General features: G+C 74.1%; 19 protein-coding genes. 16 read left to right on the top strand and 3 right to left on the bottom strand.

The window, feature by feature from the left end; translation table 11 throughout:
• The first annotated feature begins 254 nt into the window (after positions 1-254).
• The gene (locus AB0O36_RS27300; protein ID WP_365114907.1) at positions 255-983 is read left to right on the top strand and encodes an endonuclease; all 729 of its coding nucleotides are present in this window, start codon (positions 255-257) and stop codon (positions 981-983) included.
• Positions 984-1,118: 135 nt separating this feature from the next.
• Here AB0O36_RS27300 and AB0O36_RS27295 read toward each other — a convergent pair whose 3' ends face one another.
• Complete coding sequence (locus AB0O36_RS27295) at positions 1,119-2,354, bottom strand: alpha/beta hydrolase (protein WP_365114853.1); 1,236 nt, start codon at positions 2,352-2,354, stop codon at positions 1,119-1,121.
• A gap of 373 nt (positions 2,355-2,727) precedes the next feature.
• Between AB0O36_RS27295 and AB0O36_RS27290 the strand changes: the two genes are divergently transcribed.
• The 10 genes from AB0O36_RS27290 to AB0O36_RS27245 all read left to right on the top strand — a co-directional run bounded on the left by AB0O36_RS27290 (position 2,728) and on the right by AB0O36_RS27245 (position 14,175).
• Positions 2,728-3,276 carry a rhodanese-like domain-containing protein gene (locus AB0O36_RS27290; protein WP_365114852.1) on the top strand — a complete coding sequence of 183 codons (549 nt, stop codon included), beginning with the start codon at positions 2,728-2,730 and terminating at the stop codon, positions 3,274-3,276.
• On the top strand, positions 3,273-5,633 hold the full coding sequence (locus AB0O36_RS27285) for an arylsulfatase (RefSeq protein ID WP_365114851.1): 2,361 nt from the start codon (positions 3,273-3,275) through the stop codon (positions 5,631-5,633). The genes AB0O36_RS27290 and AB0O36_RS27285 overlap by 4 nt, the downstream gene beginning before the upstream one ends.
• Before the next feature lie 10 nt (positions 5,634-5,643).
• Positions 5,644-6,630, top strand: coding sequence for an amino acid ABC transporter permease (locus AB0O36_RS27280; RefSeq protein ID WP_365114850.1), 987 nt, complete (start codon positions 5,644-5,646; stop codon positions 6,628-6,630).
• Complete coding sequence (locus AB0O36_RS27275) at positions 6,627-7,475, top strand: amino acid ABC transporter ATP-binding protein (RefSeq protein WP_365114849.1); 849 nt, start codon at positions 6,627-6,629, stop codon at positions 7,473-7,475. The genes AB0O36_RS27280 and AB0O36_RS27275 overlap by 4 nt, the downstream gene beginning before the upstream one ends.
• A gap of 56 nt (positions 7,476-7,531) precedes the next feature.
• Positions 7,532-8,557: an ABC transporter substrate-binding protein gene (locus tag AB0O36_RS27270; protein WP_365114848.1), complete on the top strand. Its 1,026-nt coding sequence runs from the start codon at positions 7,532-7,534 to the stop codon at positions 8,555-8,557.
• Positions 8,558-8,569: 12 nt separating this feature from the next.
• Positions 8,570-9,325, top strand: coding sequence for a GNAT family N-acetyltransferase (locus tag AB0O36_RS27265; RefSeq protein ID WP_365114847.1), 756 nt, complete (start codon positions 8,570-8,572; stop codon positions 9,323-9,325).
• Between the two features lie 57 nt (positions 9,326-9,382).
• Positions 9,383-10,525: an LLM class flavin-dependent oxidoreductase gene (locus AB0O36_RS27260; RefSeq protein ID WP_365114846.1), complete on the top strand. Its 1,143-nt coding sequence runs from the start codon at positions 9,383-9,385 to the stop codon at positions 10,523-10,525.
• 68 nt (positions 10,526-10,593) lie between these two features.
• Positions 10,594-12,003: an NtaA/DmoA family FMN-dependent monooxygenase gene (locus AB0O36_RS27255; protein WP_365114845.1), complete on the top strand. Its 1,410-nt coding sequence runs from the start codon at positions 10,594-10,596 to the stop codon at positions 12,001-12,003.
• Positions 12,000-13,046, top strand: coding sequence for an LLM class flavin-dependent oxidoreductase (locus tag AB0O36_RS27250; RefSeq protein WP_365114844.1), 1,047 nt, complete (start codon positions 12,000-12,002; stop codon positions 13,044-13,046). Before AB0O36_RS27255 ends, AB0O36_RS27250 begins: the two co-directional genes overlap by 4 nt.
• Before the next feature lie 13 nt (positions 13,047-13,059).
• A complete protein-coding gene (locus AB0O36_RS27245) occupies positions 13,060-14,175 on the top strand; it encodes an LLM class flavin-dependent oxidoreductase (RefSeq protein ID WP_365114843.1) in 1,116 nt (371 codons plus the stop codon).
• A gap of 15 nt (positions 14,176-14,190) precedes the next feature.
• Here AB0O36_RS27245 and AB0O36_RS27240 read toward each other — a convergent pair whose 3' ends face one another.
• Positions 14,191-14,565 (bottom strand): MerR family transcriptional regulator, encoded by a 375-nt coding sequence (locus AB0O36_RS27240; RefSeq protein WP_365114842.1) that lies wholly within the window; start codon positions 14,563-14,565, stop codon positions 14,191-14,193.
• 69 nt (positions 14,566-14,634) lie between these two features.
• Positions 14,635-15,669, bottom strand: coding sequence for an NADP-dependent oxidoreductase (locus AB0O36_RS27235; protein WP_365114841.1), 1,035 nt, complete (start codon positions 15,667-15,669; stop codon positions 14,635-14,637).
• A gap of 139 nt (positions 15,670-15,808) precedes the next feature.
• Between AB0O36_RS27235 and AB0O36_RS27230 the strand changes: the two genes are divergently transcribed.
• From AB0O36_RS27230 to AB0O36_RS27210, 5 genes are all read left to right on the top strand, one after another.
• Entirely contained in the window at positions 15,809-16,954 is a 1,146-nt protein-coding gene (locus AB0O36_RS27230; RefSeq protein WP_365114840.1) for a CapA family protein, read from the top strand.
• A gap of 187 nt (positions 16,955-17,141) precedes the next feature.
• Positions 17,142-17,522 carry a hypothetical protein gene (locus tag AB0O36_RS27225; protein WP_365114839.1) on the top strand — a complete coding sequence of 127 codons (381 nt, stop codon included), beginning with the start codon at positions 17,142-17,144 and terminating at the stop codon, positions 17,520-17,522.
• Between the two features lie 136 nt (positions 17,523-17,658).
• Positions 17,659-18,144, top strand: a complete 486-nt coding sequence (locus AB0O36_RS27220; protein ID WP_365114838.1) for a hypothetical protein — start codon at positions 17,659-17,661, stop codon at positions 18,142-18,144.
• Between the two features lie 128 nt (positions 18,145-18,272).
• Positions 18,273-19,364: a PLP-dependent cysteine synthase family protein gene (locus tag AB0O36_RS27215; protein ID WP_365114837.1), complete on the top strand. Its 1,092-nt coding sequence runs from the start codon at positions 18,273-18,275 to the stop codon at positions 19,362-19,364.
• On the top strand, positions 19,361-20,665 hold the full coding sequence (locus AB0O36_RS27210; RefSeq protein WP_365114836.1) for an MFS transporter: 1,305 nt from the start codon (positions 19,361-19,363) through the stop codon (positions 20,663-20,665). The genes AB0O36_RS27215 and AB0O36_RS27210 overlap by 4 nt, the downstream gene beginning before the upstream one ends.
• Positions 20,666-20,734: the final 69 nt, after the last annotated feature.

Here is a 20,734-nt window from a genome sequence, read left to right as displayed (position 1 = left end):
CCCCGCCCCACCGGCCCGGGACGCCCCGGGTTCCGGGAGCGGCAGGTCACGTGTACGTTCACCGTGCACCTTCGTCATGTGCATGCCTTCCGGCCGTCACCTGAATGGCATGCCGCGGTGTGAACCTCCCCAGTGACCGACACCTGCCGTACCGGACGGCGGGGTTGTGCGTGCCGAAAGGTTTCCCCCACGTGAAGATCTTCCCTCGACGTTCGAGATGGGCCGCCCTCGGCGCCGCCGCGGCCGCCCTCCTCCTGCTCCAGTCCCCGGCCGCACCGGCGGCCGCCGCCGACGCCTACGCGGCCGACTACTACGCCGCGGCCCAGGGCAAGACGGGCGCGGAGCTCAAGTCCGCGCTCCACGGCATCATCAAGAACCAGTCCAAGATCTCCTACAGCGCCGTCTGGGAGGCGCTGAAGGTCACCGACCAGGACCCGGGCAACTCCGCGAACGTGATCCTGCTCTACTCCGGCCGCTCGCAGTCCAAGTCGACGAACGGCGGCGGGGTCAACGACTGGAACCGCGAGCACGTGTGGGCCCAGAGCCACGGCAACTTCGGTACGTCCGCCGGCCCGGGCACCGACCTGCACCACATCCGCCCCGAGGACGTCACGGTCAACAGCACCCGCGGCAACAAGGACTTCGACCTGGGCGGCAGCCCGGTCTCCGAGGCCGCAGGCAGCTACACCGACTCCAACTCCTTCGAGCCGCGCAACGCCGTCAAGGGCGACGTGGCGCGCATGATCCTCTACATGGCCGTCCGCTACGACGGCGGCGACGGATTCGCCGACCTGGAGGTCAACGACTCCTCCGACAACGGATCCGTTCCGTGGCACGGGCGCATCAGCGTGCTGAAGCAGTGGAACGAGATGGACCCGCCGGACGCGTTCGAGCAGCGCCGCAACCAGGTCATCTACGACACGTACCAGCACAACCGGAACCCGTTCATCGACCACCCGGAGTGGGTCGAGGCCATCTGGTAGGCCCGACCCCGACCCCTCCGCGGCCGGACCGGGGCCCTTCCCCGGTCCGGCCCGGACCCCCGTCCCGGGCCGGACCATCCCTGACCGGACCTGACCGGACCGCGCCGAGCGGTGCCGGACGGCGTCCCGGCCCGGTCAGGGGTTGTGGAAGGTGACCTCCGGGTTCGCCGGGGACGGCCCGTCCAGCAGCGGCTGTTCCGTACCGCGCAGGTGCCGGTCGAAGAACGCGGCGACGTACGTACGGGTGAGCTGCACCGCGCGCTCCACCGGGATCGGCGGCTGCCCCGGCAGACCGAAGTGCCCGAAGATGACGGGCGCGTCGCAGAAGGAACCGTGGTCCGCCCCGGCCACCGTGAGCCACCGCTTCTCACCGCTGCCGAGCGTGCGCCAGGCGGGGTCCCAGGTGGTGTCCTCGCCTCCCGGCAGGTGCCCGTCGTCGGCGCCGAGCATCAGAAACGGCCGCCCGCCGAGTCCTCCGGCCGGCAGCTTGTCGTGGAAGGCGCCGTCCATGTTCACCCCCGCCCGGACGCGCGCGTCGCCGAGCATCGCCGTGGCCGCCGCGGCACCGCCGATGGAATGGCCGGCCATCCCGATCCGCTTCCGGTCGATGATCCCCGCGTGCTTCCACACCGGGTGACGTCCGGTCAGCCGGTCCAGCAGGAACGATACGTCCCCCGCCCGCGCTGCCGTGACCTTGCCACCGTCCGCCCGGCCCTCGAACACCTCCGTGCAGGCCACGCAGCCGAGCACCCGGCCGTCGGGCGTGGCGATCCCGTAGGACTCGTAGGCGTGGTCCACCGAGGCCACCACGTAGCCGCGGCTCGCGAGGTCCTCGGCCAGTGCGGTGAGGGTGTAGCGGGACAGGCCGAAACCGGGCGAGAGCACCACGAGCGGGCGCCGCCCCGGGGCCGGCCTGACGTCGCTCCTGCTGTACGTGCGCATGGCAGCGAGCTCCGCCGGGTCGACGGCGCTCCCCAGCCCGGTGCCCTCGACCAGCCGGGCGGCCTCCTCGGTGGTCGCGTACGGGGCCGGCCGGTCTCCTCCGGAGCGGGCGGCCGGGTAGTGCAGGGTGACCATCAGCTCCCGCCCGGCGGCGCTGGGCACCCACGGATCCGGCCGGGAGCGATCGACGAGATGCAGGACGGTACTGCCGACCGGCAACGAGCCGGTGGGACGCGGAAGTTCCGGCGCCACCGCCGACCGCCGGGCGACGGCGGAGGACAGGCCGGGGGCGGGCACGGCCGGAGCGGCGGCCGGGCCGGGAGGAACCTGCGCGGCGGAGGCGGTCCCGGCCGTCGCGACGACCGGTAACACGAGGGCGAGAGCGAGCGCGGCGGCGGTGGCCGCCCTGCGCGACGTGTGAGTGACCATGCCCCGACGCTAGCCACCACCCGAGCGGCCCTGCGTCCACCCACAGTCTCCACCGCCTCCCCCGCGCGGCGGTCCCCCGGTCAACCCCAAGTCGTACGTGCCGGGTCGTACGTGCCGGTCGTGCGACCCGGGTCGGGCTCCGGTTGTTGCCGCAACATGGCCGGTTCATGGCAGTTGCGAGAGCAGTCGCGCGAGGTCGGGGACGGGCATTCGCGGTGTGCCTAGTATCCCCGGCAGGGCCTGCGCCCTTCCGCCTCTGACCTCGTGCGTTGCGCCGTGACCCGGCTGCTTCGCCGTGCCCCCGGGCCCGGCCGGCCCGCTGCTCCACCCCTCCTCTCCCTCCGTTCGTTCTCTTCCAAGGACGCGTCCCGCCATGACCGTTTCCCGTGCCGTCGATGTCTCCGAGGCGCAGCCGCGCCTCGGTGCGCTGACCGTCGTCGATGTCCGTACCCCCGGGGAGTTCGCGACCGGCCATCTGCCGGGTGCGCTCAACGTGCCCCTCGACCGGCTCGCGGGGAGCGTGCCGGAGCTGCGGGAGGCCGCGGGGGGTAGGCCACTGCTCCTGGTGTGCGCCTCCGGCGGGCGCTCGGAGAGCGCCGTGTCCGAGCTGGCGGTGCACGGTGTCACCGCGGCCGGCCTGACCGGTGGGACCCGTGCGTGGGTGGCCGCCGGGTACGCGCTGGAGCGACCCGCCGGCCGGGTGCGGGCGGTGTGGGCGATGGAACGGCAGGTGCGGTTCACCGCGGGCGGCGTCGTACTGCTCGGCCTGCTGCTGGGGCTGCTGGTGCACCCCGCCTTCCCCTTGCTGTCCGCTGCGATCGGGGGCGGCCTGGTGTTCTCGGCCCTCACCGACACCTGCGGCATGGCCGCGCTGCTCGGCCGGCTGCCGTTCAACCGCCGTGGCGCGGAGGTGCGGGCATGAGCGCCGTACCCGGGGGGCCGACCGCCGGCCCGTCCCGCCGCGACCCCTACGCCGGCTTCGAGGGCCGGGTGGGCCGTACCTTCGCCGAGTCCGAGCCGGCGTGGCCGCCGCGGCGCGCGCCCGGCGCCGCCGGGCCGGGCCGCGCCCCGAACATCGTGGTGGTCCTCGTCGACGACATGGGCTACAGCGACATCGGCCCGTTCGGCTCGGAGATCCCCACGCCCGTCCTCGACGAGCTGGCCGGGCGCGGCCTGCGGCTCGCCAACTACCACACCATGCCGCTGTGTTCACCGGCCCGCGCGGCGCTGCTCACCGGGCTGAACCCGCACCGCGTCGGGTACTCGACCGTCGCCAACTTCGACCCGGGGTTCCCCGGATACGGCATGGAGATCGCCGACGACGTCCCCACCCTCGCCGAGGTCCTGCACGACGCGGGATACGCCACGTACGCCGTCGGCAAGTGGCACCTGACCCGCGATTCGGCGTCCAACGCCGCGGACGACCGGCGCAACTGGCCGCTGCAGAAGGGCTTCGACCGGTACTACGGCGTCCTGGAGGGCCTGACCAGCCTGTTCCACCCGCACCAGCTGGTCCGGGACAACAGTCCGCTGGACATCGACGAACTGCCCGAAGGCTACTACTACACCGACGACATCACCGACGAGGCGATCTCCATGGTGAAGTCGCTGCGGGCGCACGACCCCGACAAGCCGTTCTTCCTGTACGTCGCGCACAACGCCGTGCACGGGCCGCTGCAGGCCCGTCCCGAGGACATCGAGCGGCAGCACGGCCGCTACGAAGGCGGCTGGGACGCGCTGCGCGCCACGCGCTTCGCCCGCCAGATCGCCGACGGCCTGTTCCCCGAGGGGACCGCGCTGCCGGGACGCAACTCCGAGGCGGGCTTCGAGGTGGGCCCGTGGAGCGAGCTGACGGATGTTCAGCAAGGCCGTTGTGCCCGCTACATGGAGGTGTACGCGGCGATGGTGGCGAACATCGACCGGAACCTCGGCCGGCTCACCGACACCCTGCGGGCGCTCGGCGAACTCGACGACACGATCGTGGTGTTCACCTCCGACAACGGCGGCACTGGCGAGGGCGGGCCCGAGGGCACCCGCAGCTACTTCAGCCGGTTCGTCCACCAGCCCGTCCCGGACGACTGGGAACCCGACGTGGACCGGGACACCGGCCTCATCGGCGGCCCGCAGAGCCTGGTGCACTACCCGCGCGGCTGGGGCATGGCCTCCAACACTCCCTTCCGGCTCTACAAGGGCCAGACCCACGCGGGCGGGGTGCGGGTGCCCTTCGTCCTCTCCTGGCCCGGGGGCCTGCCGCGGGCCGCGGACGACCCCGGTGTGCGCCACCAGTACCAGTACGTCACCGACATCGCCCCCACCCTGCTGGACCTGGCCGGCGTACCGCGCCCGGGGCACCGGCTCGGGCGGCCGGTGCAGGAACCCGACGGGGTGAGCTTCGTGCCCGTGCTGCGCGACGGTCGGACGGAGAGCGCCCACCGGGAGCAGTACTGCGAGATCTCCGGCAACCGCAGCTTCTACCGCGACGGCTGGAAGCTGGTGACCCTGCACCGGCCGGGCACCCCGTACGACGACGGCGAATGGGCCCTGTACGACCTGCGGACCGATCCGACCGAGACCACGGACGTGGCCGCCGGCCATCCCGGGGTGGTCAAGGAGCTCGCCGCGGCCTGGGAGGCGGCGGCCTGGCGCAACGGCGTGTTCCCGCTGGGCGACGGCAGCGGCGCGCTGGCCCTGAGGCATCCCGCGGAGGAGCGCTTCCACCGCCCGCTCACCCTGCTGCCGGGCACCCCGGAGCTGGAGCGCTACCGCTCCTCCCTGCTGATCTCCTTCCGCTCCTTCGACGTCACGGTCGAGCTCGACGAGCACGGTCCCGCCGACCGGGGCGTGCTGGTGTCGCACGGCGACCAGGGCGGTGGCTACAGCCTCTACGTGGAGGGCGGGCGGCTCCGGTTCGCCTACAACGAGTACGGGCGGCTGCACGAGGCCGACGCGGGGCCGCTGCCGGCGGGCCGGCGCACCGTCACGCTGTCCGCGACCGCGGTGGAGGGCCTGCGCTGGGAGTTCCGGGTGCTGGTGGACGGCGCGGAGACGGGCCGGCTGGACCGCGGTGTGCACCAGCTCATCGGCATGGCCCCGCTCCAGGGCATCAGCGTGGGCGTGGACCGCAAGTCGCCCGTCTCCTGGCCGCTGTACGAGCGCCACCGGAGCTTCCGCTACACCGGCGGCCTGCGTTCGGTGACGTACGCACCGGGCGCGCACGCCCCCTATTCCCCCGAGCTGGTGGCCCGCGCCCTGGGCGAGGCCGCCGCCGCGTTCGAATGAGGGAACGTCCATGACCGGTTCTCTGACCGAATCACCCGTGCGCGGCAAGCCGTCCGGCGGCCCGCGGGAAACCTCCGGCCCGCCCGCCGGGGCCGAGCGGGTCCTGCCCGTGCGGCGGCCCGGACGCTGGGTGGCCACCCTCCTGGTACTGGTGCTGGTCTCACAGGCCACACACGGGCTGGTGACCAACCCGTTCTACCAGTGGGACCGGTTCGCCTACTGGTTCACCCGTCCGGTAATCCTGGACGGGCTGCTGATCACGCTCCAGGTGACCGCGTACAGCGCGGTGCTCGGGCTGCTGGGCGGCATCCTGCTGGCCCTGGGCAGGCAGTCGGCCGGCCCGGTGCTGCGCTCGGTGAGCTGGGCGTACATCTGGCTGTTCCGCTCGGTGCCGCTGATCGTCGTCCTGCTCTTCCTGTACAACTTCAGTGCCCTGTATCCCTCGTTGAGCCTCGGGGTGCCGTTCGGGCCGGCGTTCGTCACCTTCGACGAGTCCAGGCTCGCCACCGACATGGCGGTGGCAGTGGCCGGCCTGAGCCTGTGCGAAGCGGCGTACGCAGCGGAGGTGGTCCGGGCCGGGCTGCTCTCGGTGGACCAGGGCCAGCACGAGGCGGCCGCCGCACTCGGGCTGCCCAGGCGGTACCAGTTCGCCCGGATCGTCTTCCCCCAGGCGCTGCGCGCCATCGTGCCCTCGTACGTGAACCAGCTGATCGGGCTGGTCAAGGCCACTTCGCTGGTGTTCTACGTGTCGCTGCTGGACCTGTTCGGATCGGTGCAGAGCCTGGGCTCGACCTACCCGGGGGACGTGGTGCCGCTGCTGCTCGTCGCCACCGCCTGGTACGTGGTCCTCACCAGCGTCGTGTCCGTCGTCCAGTTCTACGTGGAGCGGTACTACGCACGGGGGGCGCTGCGGACCCTGCCACCCACCCCCTTGCAGAAGACCCGCACGGGCCTGCGCGAGCTGCGCGCACGCTTCCGGAAGGAGACGGCGGCATGACCACGGCCACCGACCGAACCGATCCCACCGCGCCCGGCGGACCCCAGGCGCATGACTCACCCGGCGCACCCGGAGGAGCCGCAGCGCCCGCCGCCATCGAGGTGCACGGGGTGCACAAGTGGTACGGGGACCGCCATGTCCTGGACGGGGTCAGCCTGACCGTGCGGCCGGGTACGGTCACCGCGGTGCTGGGGCGTTCCGGCTCCGGCAAGTCCACGCTGCTGCGGGTCATCAACCACCTGGAGAAGCCCGAGGCCGGGTACGTCCGGGTGGGCGGCGAGCTGATCGGCGTACGTCGGCACGGGCAGCGGCTGAGGGAGCTGGGCGAGCGGGCGATCCTCGCCCAGCGCGGCCGGATCGGCTTCGTCTTCCAGAACTTCAACCTGTTCCCGCACCTGACCGTGCTCGACAACGTGGCCGCGGCGCCGGTGGCGACAGGGCGGCTGGGCCGGCCGGAGGCCCGGGCGCTGGCCCGGGAGCTGCTGGGGCGGGTCGGGCTGGGCGACCGGGCCGCGGCCTATCCCCGGCAGCTGTCGGGCGGTCAGCAGCAGCGGGTGGCCATCGCGCGGGCGCTGGCACTGCGGCCCGGGGTGATCCTGTTCGACGAACCGACCTCGGCGCTCGATCCCGAGCTGGTCGGCGAGGTACTGGCCGTGATCAAGGACCTGGCGGCGGGTGGGACCACGCTGGTCATCGTGACGCACGAGCTGGCGTTCGCGCGGGAGGTCGCCGACGAGATCGTCTTCCTGGACGACGGCCGGGTGGTCGAACAGGGCCCGCCCGAGGAGGTCCTGGACGCCCCCTCGCACCCCCGCACGCGGGACTACCTGAGCAAGGTGCTCTGAGGTCGTCCGCCACACCGCTTTCCCCTGTCCCCTCCGACCCGAAGGAACGCCATCCCATGCACCACCGTCTGAAGCCCTTCCGCAGAGGACTCGTCGCGGCGGCCGCCGCCGCGGCCCTGACCGCCGGACTGACCTCCTGCGGCGGGGACGACACCGCCGGAACCGGCGGGTCCGGCGGCCCGGCCGGCCCCGCGGAGGTCACCGTGGGCGCCCTGTCCAACGGGGCCGCCGAGCAGACCGAACTCAACGTCCCGGTGGTGGAGTCGCTCCGCGCGAAGCTGCCGGCGGCGGTCCGCGAGCGCGGGGAACTGGTCATCGGGGTGGGCGCGCTGCCCGCCGGCTTCCCGCCGCTGGCGTACGTGGGCACCGACCAGAAGACCCTGACCGGCGCGGAACCCGACCTCGGACGGCTGGTGGCCGCCACTCTCGGCCTGAAGCCGGTGGTGAAGAACTCCACCTGGGAGAACCTGTTCGTCGGCATCGACAGCGGCAGGGTCGACGTGGCGTTCACCAACGTCACCGTCACCGAGGAGCGCAAGAAGAAGTACGAGTTCGCCTCCTACCGGCAGGACAACCTGGCCTTCGAGGTCCTCAAGGACAGCACCTGGAACTTCGGCGGCGACCACCGCAACCTGGCGGGGCGGACGGTCGCGGTGAGCCGGGGCACCAACCAGGAGAAGATCCTGCTGGAATGGCAGGCGAAGCTCCGGTCCGAGGGGAAGGACATCGACGTGAAGTACTTCCCGGACGTCAACAGCACCTATCTGGCCCTGGCCGGGCGGAAGATCGACATCGTCTTCGCGCCGAACCCGTCCAGTGCGTACCACATCACCCAGACCGCGAAGAGCGGCACGCCCACGCGCAACGCGGGGCAGGTCTCCGGCGCCGGCGAGACCCTCCAGGGGCTGATCGCGGCGACCGCGAAGAAGGACAGCGGACTGGCCGAGCCGGTCGCGGCCACCATCGACCACCTGATCGGGAACGGCCAGTACGCGAAGGTGCTGGCGGCGTGGAACCTGTCCGGCGAGGCGGTGAAGACCTCCGAGGTCAACCCGCCCGGCCTGCCCCTGACCAACTCCTGAGCCGGGCCGCCGATGCCTCCCCACATCCTCGACAACCCCGCTTGGGCCTCGCTGTCCGGACCGCACGCCGGCTTCGCCGAGCGCCCGCCGGCCGACGGCACCGACCCCGCCGGTGCCGCCCGCTACCCGGACGACGTGTCCCCCTTCGCGGCCCTCGCCGACCCCGGCGACCCGCGCTCCTGGGCGGACCTGCACACCCTGGCCGGCCCGGGGCGGGTGATCGGGCTCACCGGCCTGCTGACCCCGCCCGAGGGCTGGGAGACGGTCGGTTCGGTCCCGGGCGTGCAGCTCGTCGGCACCGGGCTGCGGGCCGAACCGGCGCCCGAGGCGGTGCGCCTGGGCCCGGACGACGTGCCGGAGATGCTCGACCTGATCGACCTCGCCCGGCCGGGGCCCTTCCTCCGGCGCACCGTAGAGCTGGGCACGTACCTGGGGTTCCGCCACGACGGGCGGCTGGTCGCCATGGCCGGGGAACGGCTGCGTCCGCCCGGGTGGACGGAGATCAGCGCAGTGTGCACGCACCCCCTCCACCGGGGCCGGGGCCTGGCGACCCGGCTCGTACGGGCGGTGGCCGCCGGGATCCGGGAGCGCGGGGAGGTTCCCTTCCTGCACACCGCGGCGGACAACACCGCGGCGATCCGGCTCTACGAGTCGATCGGCTTCGCCCTGCGCCGGCGGCCGCTCTTCCTCGCACTCCGGACGCCGGAAACAATCCCGCCAAAAAGCCTTAATACCAAGGGCATTGTCGCCAATCGCCCTCCCGCCTAGCGTCGTTCCCGCGGACCCGGAGCCCTCCGGGACCCGGAACAGGAAGGCGCCTGAGACGTGTCCGAACTGCACCTCGCCGTCTCGCTCGACGGCGCCGGCCGACACCCGGCCGCCTGGCGCGAGCCAGGAGCCCGGCCCGCGGAGCTCTTCACCGCCCGCTACTGGGCCGATGCCGTGGCCGAGGCCGAGGCCGGCCTGCTGGACTTCGTGACCTTCGAGGACGGCCTGGCCCTCCAGTCCGCCACGGCGGCGGAGCCCGACGCCCGCACCGACCGGGTGCGGGGCCGGCTGGACGCGGTGCTCACCGCCGCCCGGGTCGCACCGCTGACCCGGCACATCGGGCTGGTCCCCGGCGTGACGGCCACCCACACCGAGCCGTTCCACATCTCCAAGGCCATCGCCACCCTCGACCACGTCAGCCGGGGCCGGGCGGGGCTGCGCGTCCAGACCTCCGGACGCGCCCACGAGTCACGGCACTTCGGCCGCCGCGCGTTCCCGGTCCCGGTGGGCGAGCTCGCCGGGGAGGCCGCCGACCACACCGAGGTGGTCCGGCGGCTGTGGGACAGCTGGGAGGACGACGCCGAGATCCGGGACACCACCACCGGCCGGTTCGTCGACCGCGACAAGCTCCACTACATCGACTTCGCGGGACCGCACTTCAGCGTCCGCGGGCCGTCGATCACCCCGCGCCCCCCGCAGGGGCAGCCCCTGGTCACCGCCTCGGTCGGGGCCGTGGCGCCCCGGGCCGGCCTGGTCGACCTGGTGTACGTCACCCCCCGCGACCTGGACGAGGCACGGGCGGCGATGGCGGTGCTTCCCCTGCCGCCCGGCCCGCGGCACGTCTTCGCCGACCTCACCGTGTTCCTGGACACGGACGGCGCGGCCGCGGCCGCCCGCCGGGCCCGGCTCGACGAGCTCGCCGGGCCGGAGGGGGGCGCGTACGACCTGGACAGCGCGGTGTTCACCGGCACGCCCGGGGACCTCGCGGACCTGCTCCAGGCATGGCAGGGGACGGGCCTGACCGGCTTCCGGCTGCTGCCGGGCGTGCTCGCCCACGACCTGCCGGCCATCACCCGGAGCCTGGTCCCGGAGCTGCAGCGGCGCGGCGCGTTCCGGCGGGCGTACGGGGCCGGCACCCTGCGCGGGCTGCTCGGGCTGGACCGCCCCGCGAACCGGTACGCCGTCGGCCCCGCGGCCTGACCCGCGCACCCGGCCGGCCCCGCCCCCGAAGGCCCCCAACCCCCGTTCCCGGAAGGACGGCAGGACCCATGAGCACGCATCGGGCGGACGGAAAGCCGCTCAAGCAGATCCACCTCGCGGCCCACTTCCCCGGAGTCAACAACACCACGGTGTGGAGCGACCCGGCAGCCGGCTCCCACATCGACTTCGACTCCTTCGTGCACTTCGCGCGGACCGCCGAACGCGCCAAGTTCGACTTCCTCTTCCTCGCCGAGGGGCTCCGGCTGCGCGAACAGGGCGGGAAGATCTACGACCTGGACGTGGTCGGCCGGCCCGACACCTTCACCGTGCTGGCCGCGCTGGCCGCCGTCACCGAGCACCTCGGGCTGACCGGCACCATCAGCTCCACCTTCAACGAGCCCTACGAGGTGGCCCGGCAGTTCGCCAGCCTCGACCACCTCTCCGGCGGGCGGGCCGCGTGGAACGTGGTGACCTCCTGGGACGCCTTCACCGGGGAGAACTTCCGGCGCGGCGGCTTCCTGCCCCGGGAGGACCGGTACACCCGCGCCCGTGAGTTCCTGGAGACCGCCACCGAGCTGTTCGACTCCTGGGACGGCACCGAGATCGCCGCCGACCCGGTCGCCGGCGTGTTCCTGCGCGACGCGCGCGCCGGTGCCTTCGCACACCGCGGGCAGCACTTCGACATCGAGGGCCGCTTCAACGTGCCGCGCAGCCCGCAGGGCCGCCCGGTGTTCTTCCAGGCGGGCGACTCCGACGAGGGACGGGAGTTCGCCGCCGCCCGCGCCGAGGCCATCTTCGGCCGGTACGCCACCCTGGAGGAGGGCCGGGCGTTCTACGCCGACGTCAAGGGCCGGCTGCCCCGTCACGGCCGGCGCCCCGAGGAGCTCAAGATCCTGCCGGCCGCCACCTTCGTCCTCGGCGACACCGATGCCGAGGCACGGGAGCTCGCCCACGAGGTGAGGCGGTCTCAGGTCAGCGGGCAGACCGCGATCAAGTACCTGGAGCACGTCTGGAACCGGGACCTGTCCCACCACGACCCGGACGGCCCGCTGCCCGAGATCGACCCGTTGCCCGGCGAGAACACCGTGGCCCTGGGCCGGGCGAGCGTACGGCAGTTCCGGGACCCGCTGGCCACCGCCCGGGAATGGCGGGCGCTGGCCGAGGCCAAGAACCTGTCGATCCGCGAGCTGGTCATCGCCACCACCGCCCGGCAGACCTTCATAGGCTCCCCCGCCACCGTCGCCGACTCCATCGACACGCTGGTGCAGCAGGACGCCGCCGACGGCTTCATCCTGGTCCCGCACCTCACCCCGGGCGGCCTGGATGTGTTCGCCGACACGGTGGTCCCGCTGCTGCAGGAGCGCGGGGTGTTCCGCACCGAGTACACCGGCACCACCCTCCGCGACCACCTGGGCCTCACCGTGCCGGCGGCGCGGCGGGCCGATGGGCTCACCGACCGGCGGGCCGCGGCCTCGTGAAGTTCCTGGCCATCACCCTGATCACGCACGCCCCCGACCCGGTGACGGGCGTGCCGGCCCCCGCGCGGCAGCGGTTCCGCGAGGTCGTCGACAGCGCGCTGACGGCGGAGGAGCTCGGCTTTGACGGCTTCGGCGTCGGCGAGCGGCACGAGCGTCCCTTCCTGTCGTCCTCCCCGCCCGTGGTGCTCTCCCACATCGCCGCGCTGACCCGGCGGATCCGGCTGTTCACCGCCGTCACCACGCTGAGCCTGCTCGACCCGGTCCGCGCGTACGAGGACTACGCCACGCTGGACCACCTCTCCGGCGGCCGGCTGGAGCTGATGATCGGCAAGGGGAACGGCACGGCGCAGCGCGACCTGTTCCACGTCACGGCCGAGGACCAGTGGGAGCGCAACACCGAGGGCTACGAGCTGTTCCGGCGGCTCTGGCGGGAGGACCGGGTCACGGCCCGGCCCCGCTTCCGGCCCGCGCTGGAGGACGCCGAGGTGCTGCCCCGGCCGGGCGGGCCACCGCCCAGGGTGTGGCACGGCAGCGCCACCAGCCGGGAGTCGGTGGACCTCGCGGCCCGGCACGGCGACCCGCTGTTCTCCGCGAACGTGACCCATCCGATGGGCCCGTACGCCGAGCTGATCCGCCACTACCGGGAGCGCTGGGCGCACCACGGGCACGACCCCGCGCTCGCGGTGGTGGGCGCCGGCACCGCCGGCTTCCACGCGGCCCGGACCTCGCAGGCGGCGGTGGCGGCGTACCGTCCGGCGTTCGAGCAGTACCTGGCCTTCCACAAGCAGGCGGAGGTGGACCCGGTCTTCCCCTACCTGGAGGACTTCGTGGAGCGCAGCTCGGCGCTGATCGGCAGCCCGCAGCAGATCGTGGAGAAGGTGCACCGGTACCACGCGGAGTTCGGCCACACCGTGCTGCACCTGCAGGCCGAGCCGGGCGGTCTCCCGGCGGACGCCCACCGCGCCTCCCTGGAGCTGTTCCAGTCCGAGATCGCCCCGGTGCTGCGTCGCGAGATCCCCGATCCCCCGTTCCCCGGCCTGTGAAGGAGAGTTGTCCATGACCGGCGTCCCGCTCGGCGTCCTCGATCTCGTGCCGATCAGTTCCGGCTCGACCGCCGCCGAGGCCCTGCACCGCAGCGTCGACCTTGCCCGGCAGACGGAGCGGTTCGGCTACGCCCGCTACTGGTTCGCCGAGCACCACCTCAATCCCGGTGTGGCGGGGACCTCCCCGGCGGTGGTGCTGGCGCTGACCGCCTCCGCCACGTCGACGATCCGGATCGGGTCCGGTGCCGTACAGCTCGGCCACCGCACGGCACTGTCCACGGTCGAGGAGTTCGGCCTGATCGACGCGCTCCACCCGGGCCGGCTGGACCTGGGGCTGGGCCGCTCGGCGGGCCGCCCGCCGGGGCGCGCGGAGGCGGCCTCCGAGCCCTTCACCGGGTACACCCCGAACGGGCTGCTGATCCCGCCCCGCTTCTCCTTCGCCCGCCTGCTGGGCCATCCCCGGGTCGCCCTCCAGCAGAAGCTGCTGAACCTGCCCGGTGCCGGCCCGCAGGACTACGGCGAGCAGGTTGACGACGTCCTTGCGCTGCTGCGCGGTGAGTACCGGTCGCCGGAGGGCGTCGAGGCGCGTGCCGTGCCGGGCGAGGGAGCCGCGGTGGAGGTGTGGATCCTGGGCAGCAGCGGGGGGCAGAGCGCGGAGACGGCCGGCCGCAACGGGCTCCGCTTCGCGGCGAATTACCACGTCAGCCCGGCGTCGGTGCTGGAGGCCGTCGAGGCCTACCGGGCCGCGTTCAAACCGTCCGACGGGCTGGACCGGCCGTACGTGAGCGTGTCGGCGGACGTGGTGGTGGCCGAGGACGATGCGACGGCCCGCGAGCTGGCCACCGGATACGGCCCGTGGGTGCGCAGCATCCGTACCGCCGAGGGCGCCATCCCCTTCCCCACGCCGGAGGAGGCGCGGGACCTGCCGTGGACGGAGGCGGACGCCGAGCTGGTGGCGGACCGGGTGGACACGCAGTTCGTCGGCTCGCCCGGCACGGTGGCCGACCATCTGGAGCGGCTGCGGGAGGCCACCGACGCGGACGAGCTGCTGATCACCACGATCACGCACGACCACGCCGACCGGGTGCGCTCCTACCGCCTGCTGGCCGAGGAGTGGCGGCGCCGCTGAGCGGGCGGGCCCGGGTCAGCCCGGCGCGGGGGACGCCCGCCGGGCGAGTTCCTCGCGGCGGCGGGTGAGCCGGGCTATCTCGGCGTCGAGGGCCGCGATGCGGCGGTCGACGACGGGAGCGAGACCGCCGACCGCGGCCCCGGTGCCGCAGACCGGCGCCGGGTCCCGGGTGAGCAGCGGTAGGCGGTCCGCGCGGGTGCGCAGGTCCGCGATGGTCAGGCCGAGCGCGAGCAGTTCCCGGATCACCCGGACCAGGGCGACGTCCTCGGGGCCGTACTCCCGTTGCCCGGACGGGGTGCGGGCGGGCGGGGGCAGCAGTCCTCGCTGTTCGTAGAGGCGCAGGGCCCGTGCCGTGGTCCCCGCCGCTGCCGCCGCGTCGCCGATGCGCATCCGCCCCACCCCGTCCCGGGCCCGCTGCCCTGAGCCCGTGTGCCGTGCCCCCGTGTGGGTGGCGTACGGCTACAACTGCACGACCACCGCGCCGAAATGGCGTCCGGCGATCAGTTCGGGCAACGCCCGAACGGCCCCGTCCATTCCCTCGACTGTCGAGTGGGGGAAACGGATCTCACCGGAGCGCAGCCAGCCGCCGAACCGCTCGCGCCATTCGGCCTCCACGTCGGGGTGGTCGGAGCCGCTGTATCCGCGCAGCGAGACGCCCCGGAGCACCAGCCGGAAGGTGTCGATCTCCACGGGCGCGGTGGCACCGCCCCGTTCCGCGGCCATCTGGCCGGCCAGCGTGCCGACGACGGCCACGCGCGCTCCCTGCCGGGCCGCCGCCAGTGCGGCCGCGAGCTGCTCGCCGCCCACGGTGTCGAGGACCACGTCGATGCCGTCCGGGGCGGCGGCCCGCAGCCGGTCGGCGAAGGGCGGGTGTTCCGGACCCCGCAACAGGACGTCGTCGTAGCCGAGTTCGCGGACGAGCCGGTCGGCCTTGCCGGGCGAACCGGTGGTGCCCAGGACACGGGCCGCGCCCAGCAGCCGGGCGATCTGCCCGGCCAGGGTGCCCACCGCCCCGGCGGCCCCGGTCACCAGGACGACGTCGCCGCTGCGGACCGGGGCCAGCCGGGTCAGGGCGCCGTACGGGACGGAGCCCTGGGCCAGGTGTGCGACCGGTGTCGGCAGGGCCGGGTCGAGGGGGGTCACCTCGATGACCGGCAGCACGGCGTGGTCGCGCCAGCCGGCCAGGTGGACCACCCGGTCCCCGGGCCGCAGCGGCCCGTCCCCGGGGGCGGCGAGCACCTCGCCGACGGCGGGGCCGAAGAGGGCGTCCCCGGGCTGCAGGGTGGGCAGGGGCAGGCCGTCGGTCTCGCCGCCGATCAGGGTGCGCAGGCCCGGGAAGACCAGGAAGTGCTCGTTCCGCACGAGCACCCGGCCGGGTCCCGGCTCGGGCAGCGGGTTCCGGGCGACGGTGAAGTGGGGTGGCTCCGGCAGGCCGTGGGGGCGGGCGACGAGGCGGACCTCGCGGGCGGTGCGGGGCAGGGCGGCGTTCGGCACGGGCGGGCCTCCTGGGGGTGGGCGCGACGGGTGCCGGGACCGTAAGCCCTGACCCGCGGGTCAGGGGCAAGCAGCGGCGTGGACCGCGGGGGGGGACGGCCCGGGCCGGGAAAGGTGGGGACCGCCTAGGCTGGGAAGAGTGCAGGGTGATGCCGTCACGCTGTGCCTGACCGGTGACGTGATGCTCGGACGCGGCGTGGACCAGATCCTTCCGCACCCCGGCGATCCGGCGCTGGCGGAGGCGTACGTGCGGGACGCCCGGACGTACGTGGAGCTCGCCGAGGCGGTGAACGGACCGATTCCGCGGCCGGTCGACTTCGCCTGGCCGTGGGGCGTGGTCCTGCGGGTGCTCGACCGGACCGCACCCGACGCCCTGGTCCTGAACCTGGAGACGAGTATCACGCGCAGTGACGACGCCGTGCCGGGCAAGGGGATCCACTACCGCATGCACCCCGCCAATCTGCCCTGTCTGGCGGCGGCCCGTCCCGACGTATGCGTGCTCGCCAACAACCACGTGCTGGACTACGGCCGGCGCGGCCTGGAGGAGACGCTGGACGTGCTGGCCGGGGCCGGGCTGCGGACGGCCGGGGCCGGCCGGGACGCCGAGCGGGCCGCACGGCCCGCGGCCGTGCGGGTGGGCCGCGGCCGCCGGGTGCTGGTGCTGGCGCTGGGCATGGCCTCCAGCGGGGTGCCGCCGGGCTGGGCGGCGACGGCCGACCGGAGCGGGGTCTCCTTCGCCGCCGAGCCGTCCGGTTCCGCGGCGGCCGCAGTGGCCGCCCGCATCCGGGAGGCGAAGCGGCCGGGCGACGTGTGCGTCGTCTCGGTGCACTGGGGCTCCAACTGGGGCTACCGGGTGCCCCGGGACCAGGTGCGGTTCGCGCACGCGCTCGTCGACGCCGGTGCGGACGTGGTGCACGGGCACTCCTCGCACCACCCCCGGCCGGTCGAGGTGTACCGGGGACGGCTCATCGCGTACGGCTGCGGGGACCTGATCAACGACTACGAGGGCATCACCGGCTACGAGACGTACCGCGACGACCTGCGGCCGCTCTACCTGGTGTCCCTGGAAGCCGCCACGGGCCGGCTGCGCGAGCTGTGCGTCGTACCGCTGCAGGCGCGCCGGATGCGGCTGCGGCGCGCCTCGGCGGCGGACTCCCGGTGGCTGGGCGGGACCCTGGACCGGGTCAGCCGCCACTTCGGCGCCCGGCTCCGCCCCCGACCGGACGGCACCCTCGCCCTCCACCCGGACGGGCCGGAGGAAACTCCCGCCGGGGATCACTGCTGAGGGGCGTCCGGGCGGGGCCGGCCGGGCGGGCCGTCCGGGTGGGGGGCTGTTCGGGAGGGCCGTCCGCGCAGGGCCGTCCGCGCAGGGCTGTCCGGGCAGGGCCGTACGGGCGGGAGCGGCGCGAATCCTGCACAAACTGACCGGATCCGTTCACCTGACGGAGGCACAGGGCGGCTACGATCACGGTGTGATCACAGCCCGGTCTCGTTCCCGCGCCGCTTCGGGCCGCTCCCGGGCGGTCCTGCTGCGGCTGCTCGGGCTGTGTCTGATCGTCGTGGGCTTCCTCTGCGCCCAGGCGCCGGAGTCGGGCGGCACCTCCGTCCCCGGACGGGCCACCGCGGCGAGCGCCGTGGCCGCGCCGCACGGGCACGGGCCGGCCCATCCCGCCCACGAGTGCTCCGCGGCGACCGCGACGCAGACGGTGGCGCCGGACCCGGCGCACCTGCCGCGCGCGGCCGCGTCGGACGGGGCGCCCGAGGCCGGCCCGCGTGCACTGCCGTGTGCGGCCGCCGGCGGCTCCGGCGCGGTACCGCCGGGCGCGAGGGGCACGGGCGTCCTCAGGGTGTAGGGGCGGGTCTGTTCCCAGCAGACCGTTCTCCCCACTGCTGCACGGAGGAACTGTGCCGCGCCGATCCCCTTCCCCGTCCCGTACGGCCCCCCGTCCCCCGTCCCCTCCCTCGGCCCGTGTCCGCCGGTCCGGCGGGGTGCTCGCCGGGCTGCTGGCCACGCTGCTGTTCGCGGCGTTCCACTGCCTCGCCCTCCTCGACCCGGCTCCGGACCGGTCCGCCCCGCCGTCGCCTCCGCCGTCACCCGTCGCGGTGGCGGTGGCGGTGCCGGCTGCCGTCTCCATGCCCGTACGGCTCCCCGCGCCGCCCGCGCCCGACGGCCACCGGCACCGCCCGCACCAGCACCGTCAACACCCGCAGCACCAGGAGCACCAGGAGCACCAGGACGAACGCGGGCACGGCCACGGTCACGGCCACGCCTCCACCTGCGCCATGCCCGGCCTGGCCCCGCAGGCGCAGTCCGCGCCGCAGCCCGCCCCGGCCACCCCGGGAGTGCCGGCGGCCCACGCGGCGGACGGCCCCGCCGCCCTCCCGCCGGCGGCCACCGCTCCCGGCGCGACCAGAGCCCGTACGTCCGCGACCGGCCGGTCCACCCTCACCGCCGTCTGCCGGTGGCGCATCTAGACCGCTCTCCCAGCGACCCTCGAAAGGGCCGCCGCACGCTCGTCCCACCGCCCCGGGAGACCGGCCCGCGCCGGACGGCGTGCGTTCCGAGTGAATCCCGAAGCGCTTCACCGAACGAGAGCGGAACAATGCATTCCTCGACCACCGACGTGACCCCTTCCGCGCGATCCGCCCTGTCGGGGCTGGTCGGCAACACCCCCCTGCTGCGGATCTCCGAACCCCTGGCCCCGGCCGGACGCGGGTTCTGGGCGAAGCTCGAAGGGTTCAACCCCGGCGGCATCAAGGACCGTCCCGGACTGCACATGGTCGAACGGGCCCGCGCCCGGGGCGACCTGAAGCCCGGTGGCCGGATCATCGAGTCCACCAGCGGCACCCTGGGGCTGGGGCTGGCCCTGGCCGGCATGGTGCACGGCCATCCGGTCACCCTGGTCACCGACCCGGGTCTGGAGAGCTCCATGACCCGGCTGCTGACCGCCTACGGGGCCCAGGTCAACGTGGTGTCGGAACCCCACCCGACGGGCGGCTGGCAGCAGGCCCGCCGCGACCGGGTGCAGCAGCTGACGGCGCAGCACCCCGGGTCCTGGTGCCCGGACCAGTACAACAACCCGGACAACACCACCGCCTACACCCCGCTGGCGCTCGAACTGGCCGCCGAGCTCGGCCACATCGACGTACTGGTGTGCAGCGTGGGCACCGGCGGGCATTCCGCGGGGGTGTCCCGGGTGCTCCGGCAGCTCTATCCGTCGCTGCGTCTGGTGGGTGTCGACACGATCGGCTCGACCATCTTCGGGCAGCCCGCCAGGCCCCGGCTGATGCGCGGGCTGGGGTCGAGCATCTACCCCCGCAACGTGGCGTACGACCAGTTCTCCGAGGTGCACTGGGTGTCCCCGGCGGAGGCGGTGTGGACCTGCCGCCGACTGGCCTCGTCCCACTACGCCACCGGCGGCTGGAGCGTCGGCGCCGTCGCCCTGGTGGCGGGCTGGCTGGCGCGGACACTGCCCGCGGACACCCGGATCGCGGCGGTCTTCCCGGACGGGCCGCAGCGCTACCTCGGCACCGTCTACGACGACGACTACTGCGCGGCTCACGGCCTGCTGGACGCTCCGCCGGCGGCCGAGCCCGAGGTGGTCGGCAGTCTGGACGAGAAGGAGGTCGGCCGCTGGACCCGGTGCACCGCCGTGGTCGACCCGCTGACCCTGGCGGGCGGCGAAGACCGGTGAGGAGCACCTTCGCGCAGGTCCGCACCTACGACCGCAGCGTCCGGCTGCTGATGCTGAACCAGTTCACCATCAACCTGGGCTTCTACATGCTGATGCCCTATCTGGCCGCGCACCTGGCCGGTCCGCTGGGGCTGGCGGGCTGGCTGGTCGGGCTGATCCTCGGCGTGCGCAACTTCAGCCAGCAGGGCATGTTCCTGATCGGCGGCACCCTGGCCGACCGCCTCGGCTACAAGCCGATGATCATCGCGGGTCTGGTGCTGCGCGTCATCGGCTTCGCCACGCTCGGCCTGGTCGACTCGGTGCCCGCGCTGCTGGCCGCCTCGGCGGCCACCGGGCTGGCAGGTGCCCTGTTCAACCCGGCCACGCGCGCGTACCTGGCCACGGACGCGGGCGAGCGGCGGGTGGAGGCGTTCGCCCTGTTCAACGTCTTCTACCAGGCCGGCATCCTGCTCGGCCCGCTGGTCGGCATGGTGCTCACGGGCCTGGACTTCAGGGTCACCTGCCTGGTGGCGGCCGGCACCTTCGCCGTGCTGAGCGCGTTCCAGATCCGCGCCCTGCCGGCCCGGCGGGGCACGGACCCGAAGGCGGACCCGGGCGGTCCGGCGGAGGGCGTGCTCCGGCAGTGGCGGGGCATGCTGGCGAACCGGTCGTTCCTGCTGTTCTCGGTGGCGATGACCGGCTCGTACGTGATGTCGTTCCAGGTCTATCTGGCGCTGCCGCTGGAGGTGCGGCGGCTGGGCGGCGACGGACGGTTCGGGACGGTCGCGGTGGCGGTGCTGTTCGCCGTGTCCGGGATGGGCACGATCCTCTTCCAGACGCGGATCACCGCATGGTGCAAGGCCCGCCTGGAGCCGGGCGGGGCACTCGTGCGGGGGCTGCTCGTGATGGCGTCGGGCTTCGTGCCGCTGCTGGTGCCGGCCCTGCTGCCGGTGCCGGACGGCGGGGCGGGGCGGTGGCTGGTGGCCGGGGGTGCGCCGGCGCTGTCCGCGCTGCTGCTGGCAGTGGGCACGATGATCGCCTATCCGTTCGAGATGGACACCATCGTGCGGCTCGCCGGGGACCGGCTCGTCGCCACCCACTACGGGCTGTACAACACGGTCTGCGGGATCGGGATCACGCTCGGCAACCTGCTGACCGGGGTGGCGCTCGACGCGGCCCGTGACGCGGGGCTGCCCGCCCTGCCGTGGTTCGCGCTGTCCGCGCTCGGCCTGGTGTGTTCCGCGGCCGTGTACGGGCTGCACCGGGCGGGCCGGCTCGCCCCGGCGCGGCCGGCGGTCCGGGAGGAGGCCGCGGCCGTGTGAGGTCCGGCCGGACGTCCGGCCGGGCGGGCGGGACGGGCTCGTGCCGTCCCGCCCGGCCGGGCACCGGGG

The sequence above is a fragment of the Streptomyces sp. NPDC089799 genome, assembly GCF_040684755.1.
Lineage (GTDB): Bacteria > Actinomycetota > Actinomycetes > Streptomycetales > Streptomycetaceae > Streptomyces.
This window is presented reverse-complemented; position numbering and strand designations above follow the sequence as displayed.

Coding starts and splice junctions, on each gene's coding strand:
- AB0O36_RS27295 (WP_365114853.1), bottom strand. CDS start 2,354: ATGGTCACTCACACGTCGCGCAGGGCGGCCACCGCCGCCGCGCTCGCT.
- AB0O36_RS27290 (WP_365114852.1), top strand. CDS start 2,728: ATGACCGTTTCCCGTGCCGTCGATGTCTCCGAGGCGCAGCCGCGCCTC.
- AB0O36_RS27285 (WP_365114851.1), top strand. CDS start 3,273: ATGAGCGCCGTACCCGGGGGGCCGACCGCCGGCCCGTCCCGCCGCGAC.
- AB0O36_RS27280 (WP_365114850.1), top strand. CDS start 5,644: ATGACCGGTTCTCTGACCGAATCACCCGTGCGCGGCAAGCCGTCCGGC.
- AB0O36_RS27275 (WP_365114849.1), top strand. CDS start 6,627: ATGACCACGGCCACCGACCGAACCGATCCCACCGCGCCCGGCGGACCC.
- AB0O36_RS27270 (WP_365114848.1), top strand. CDS start 7,532: ATGCACCACCGTCTGAAGCCCTTCCGCAGAGGACTCGTCGCGGCGGCC.
- AB0O36_RS27265 (WP_365114847.1), top strand. CDS start 8,570: ATGCCTCCCCACATCCTCGACAACCCCGCTTGGGCCTCGCTGTCCGGA.
- AB0O36_RS27255 (WP_365114845.1), top strand. CDS start 10,594: ATGAGCACGCATCGGGCGGACGGAAAGCCGCTCAAGCAGATCCACCTC.
- AB0O36_RS27245 (WP_365114843.1), top strand. CDS start 13,060: ATGACCGGCGTCCCGCTCGGCGTCCTCGATCTCGTGCCGATCAGTTCC.
- AB0O36_RS27240 (WP_365114842.1), bottom strand. CDS start 14,565: ATGCGCATCGGCGACGCGGCGGCAGCGGCGGGGACCACGGCACGGGCC.
- AB0O36_RS27215 (WP_365114837.1), top strand. CDS start 18,273: ATGCATTCCTCGACCACCGACGTGACCCCTTCCGCGCGATCCGCCCTG.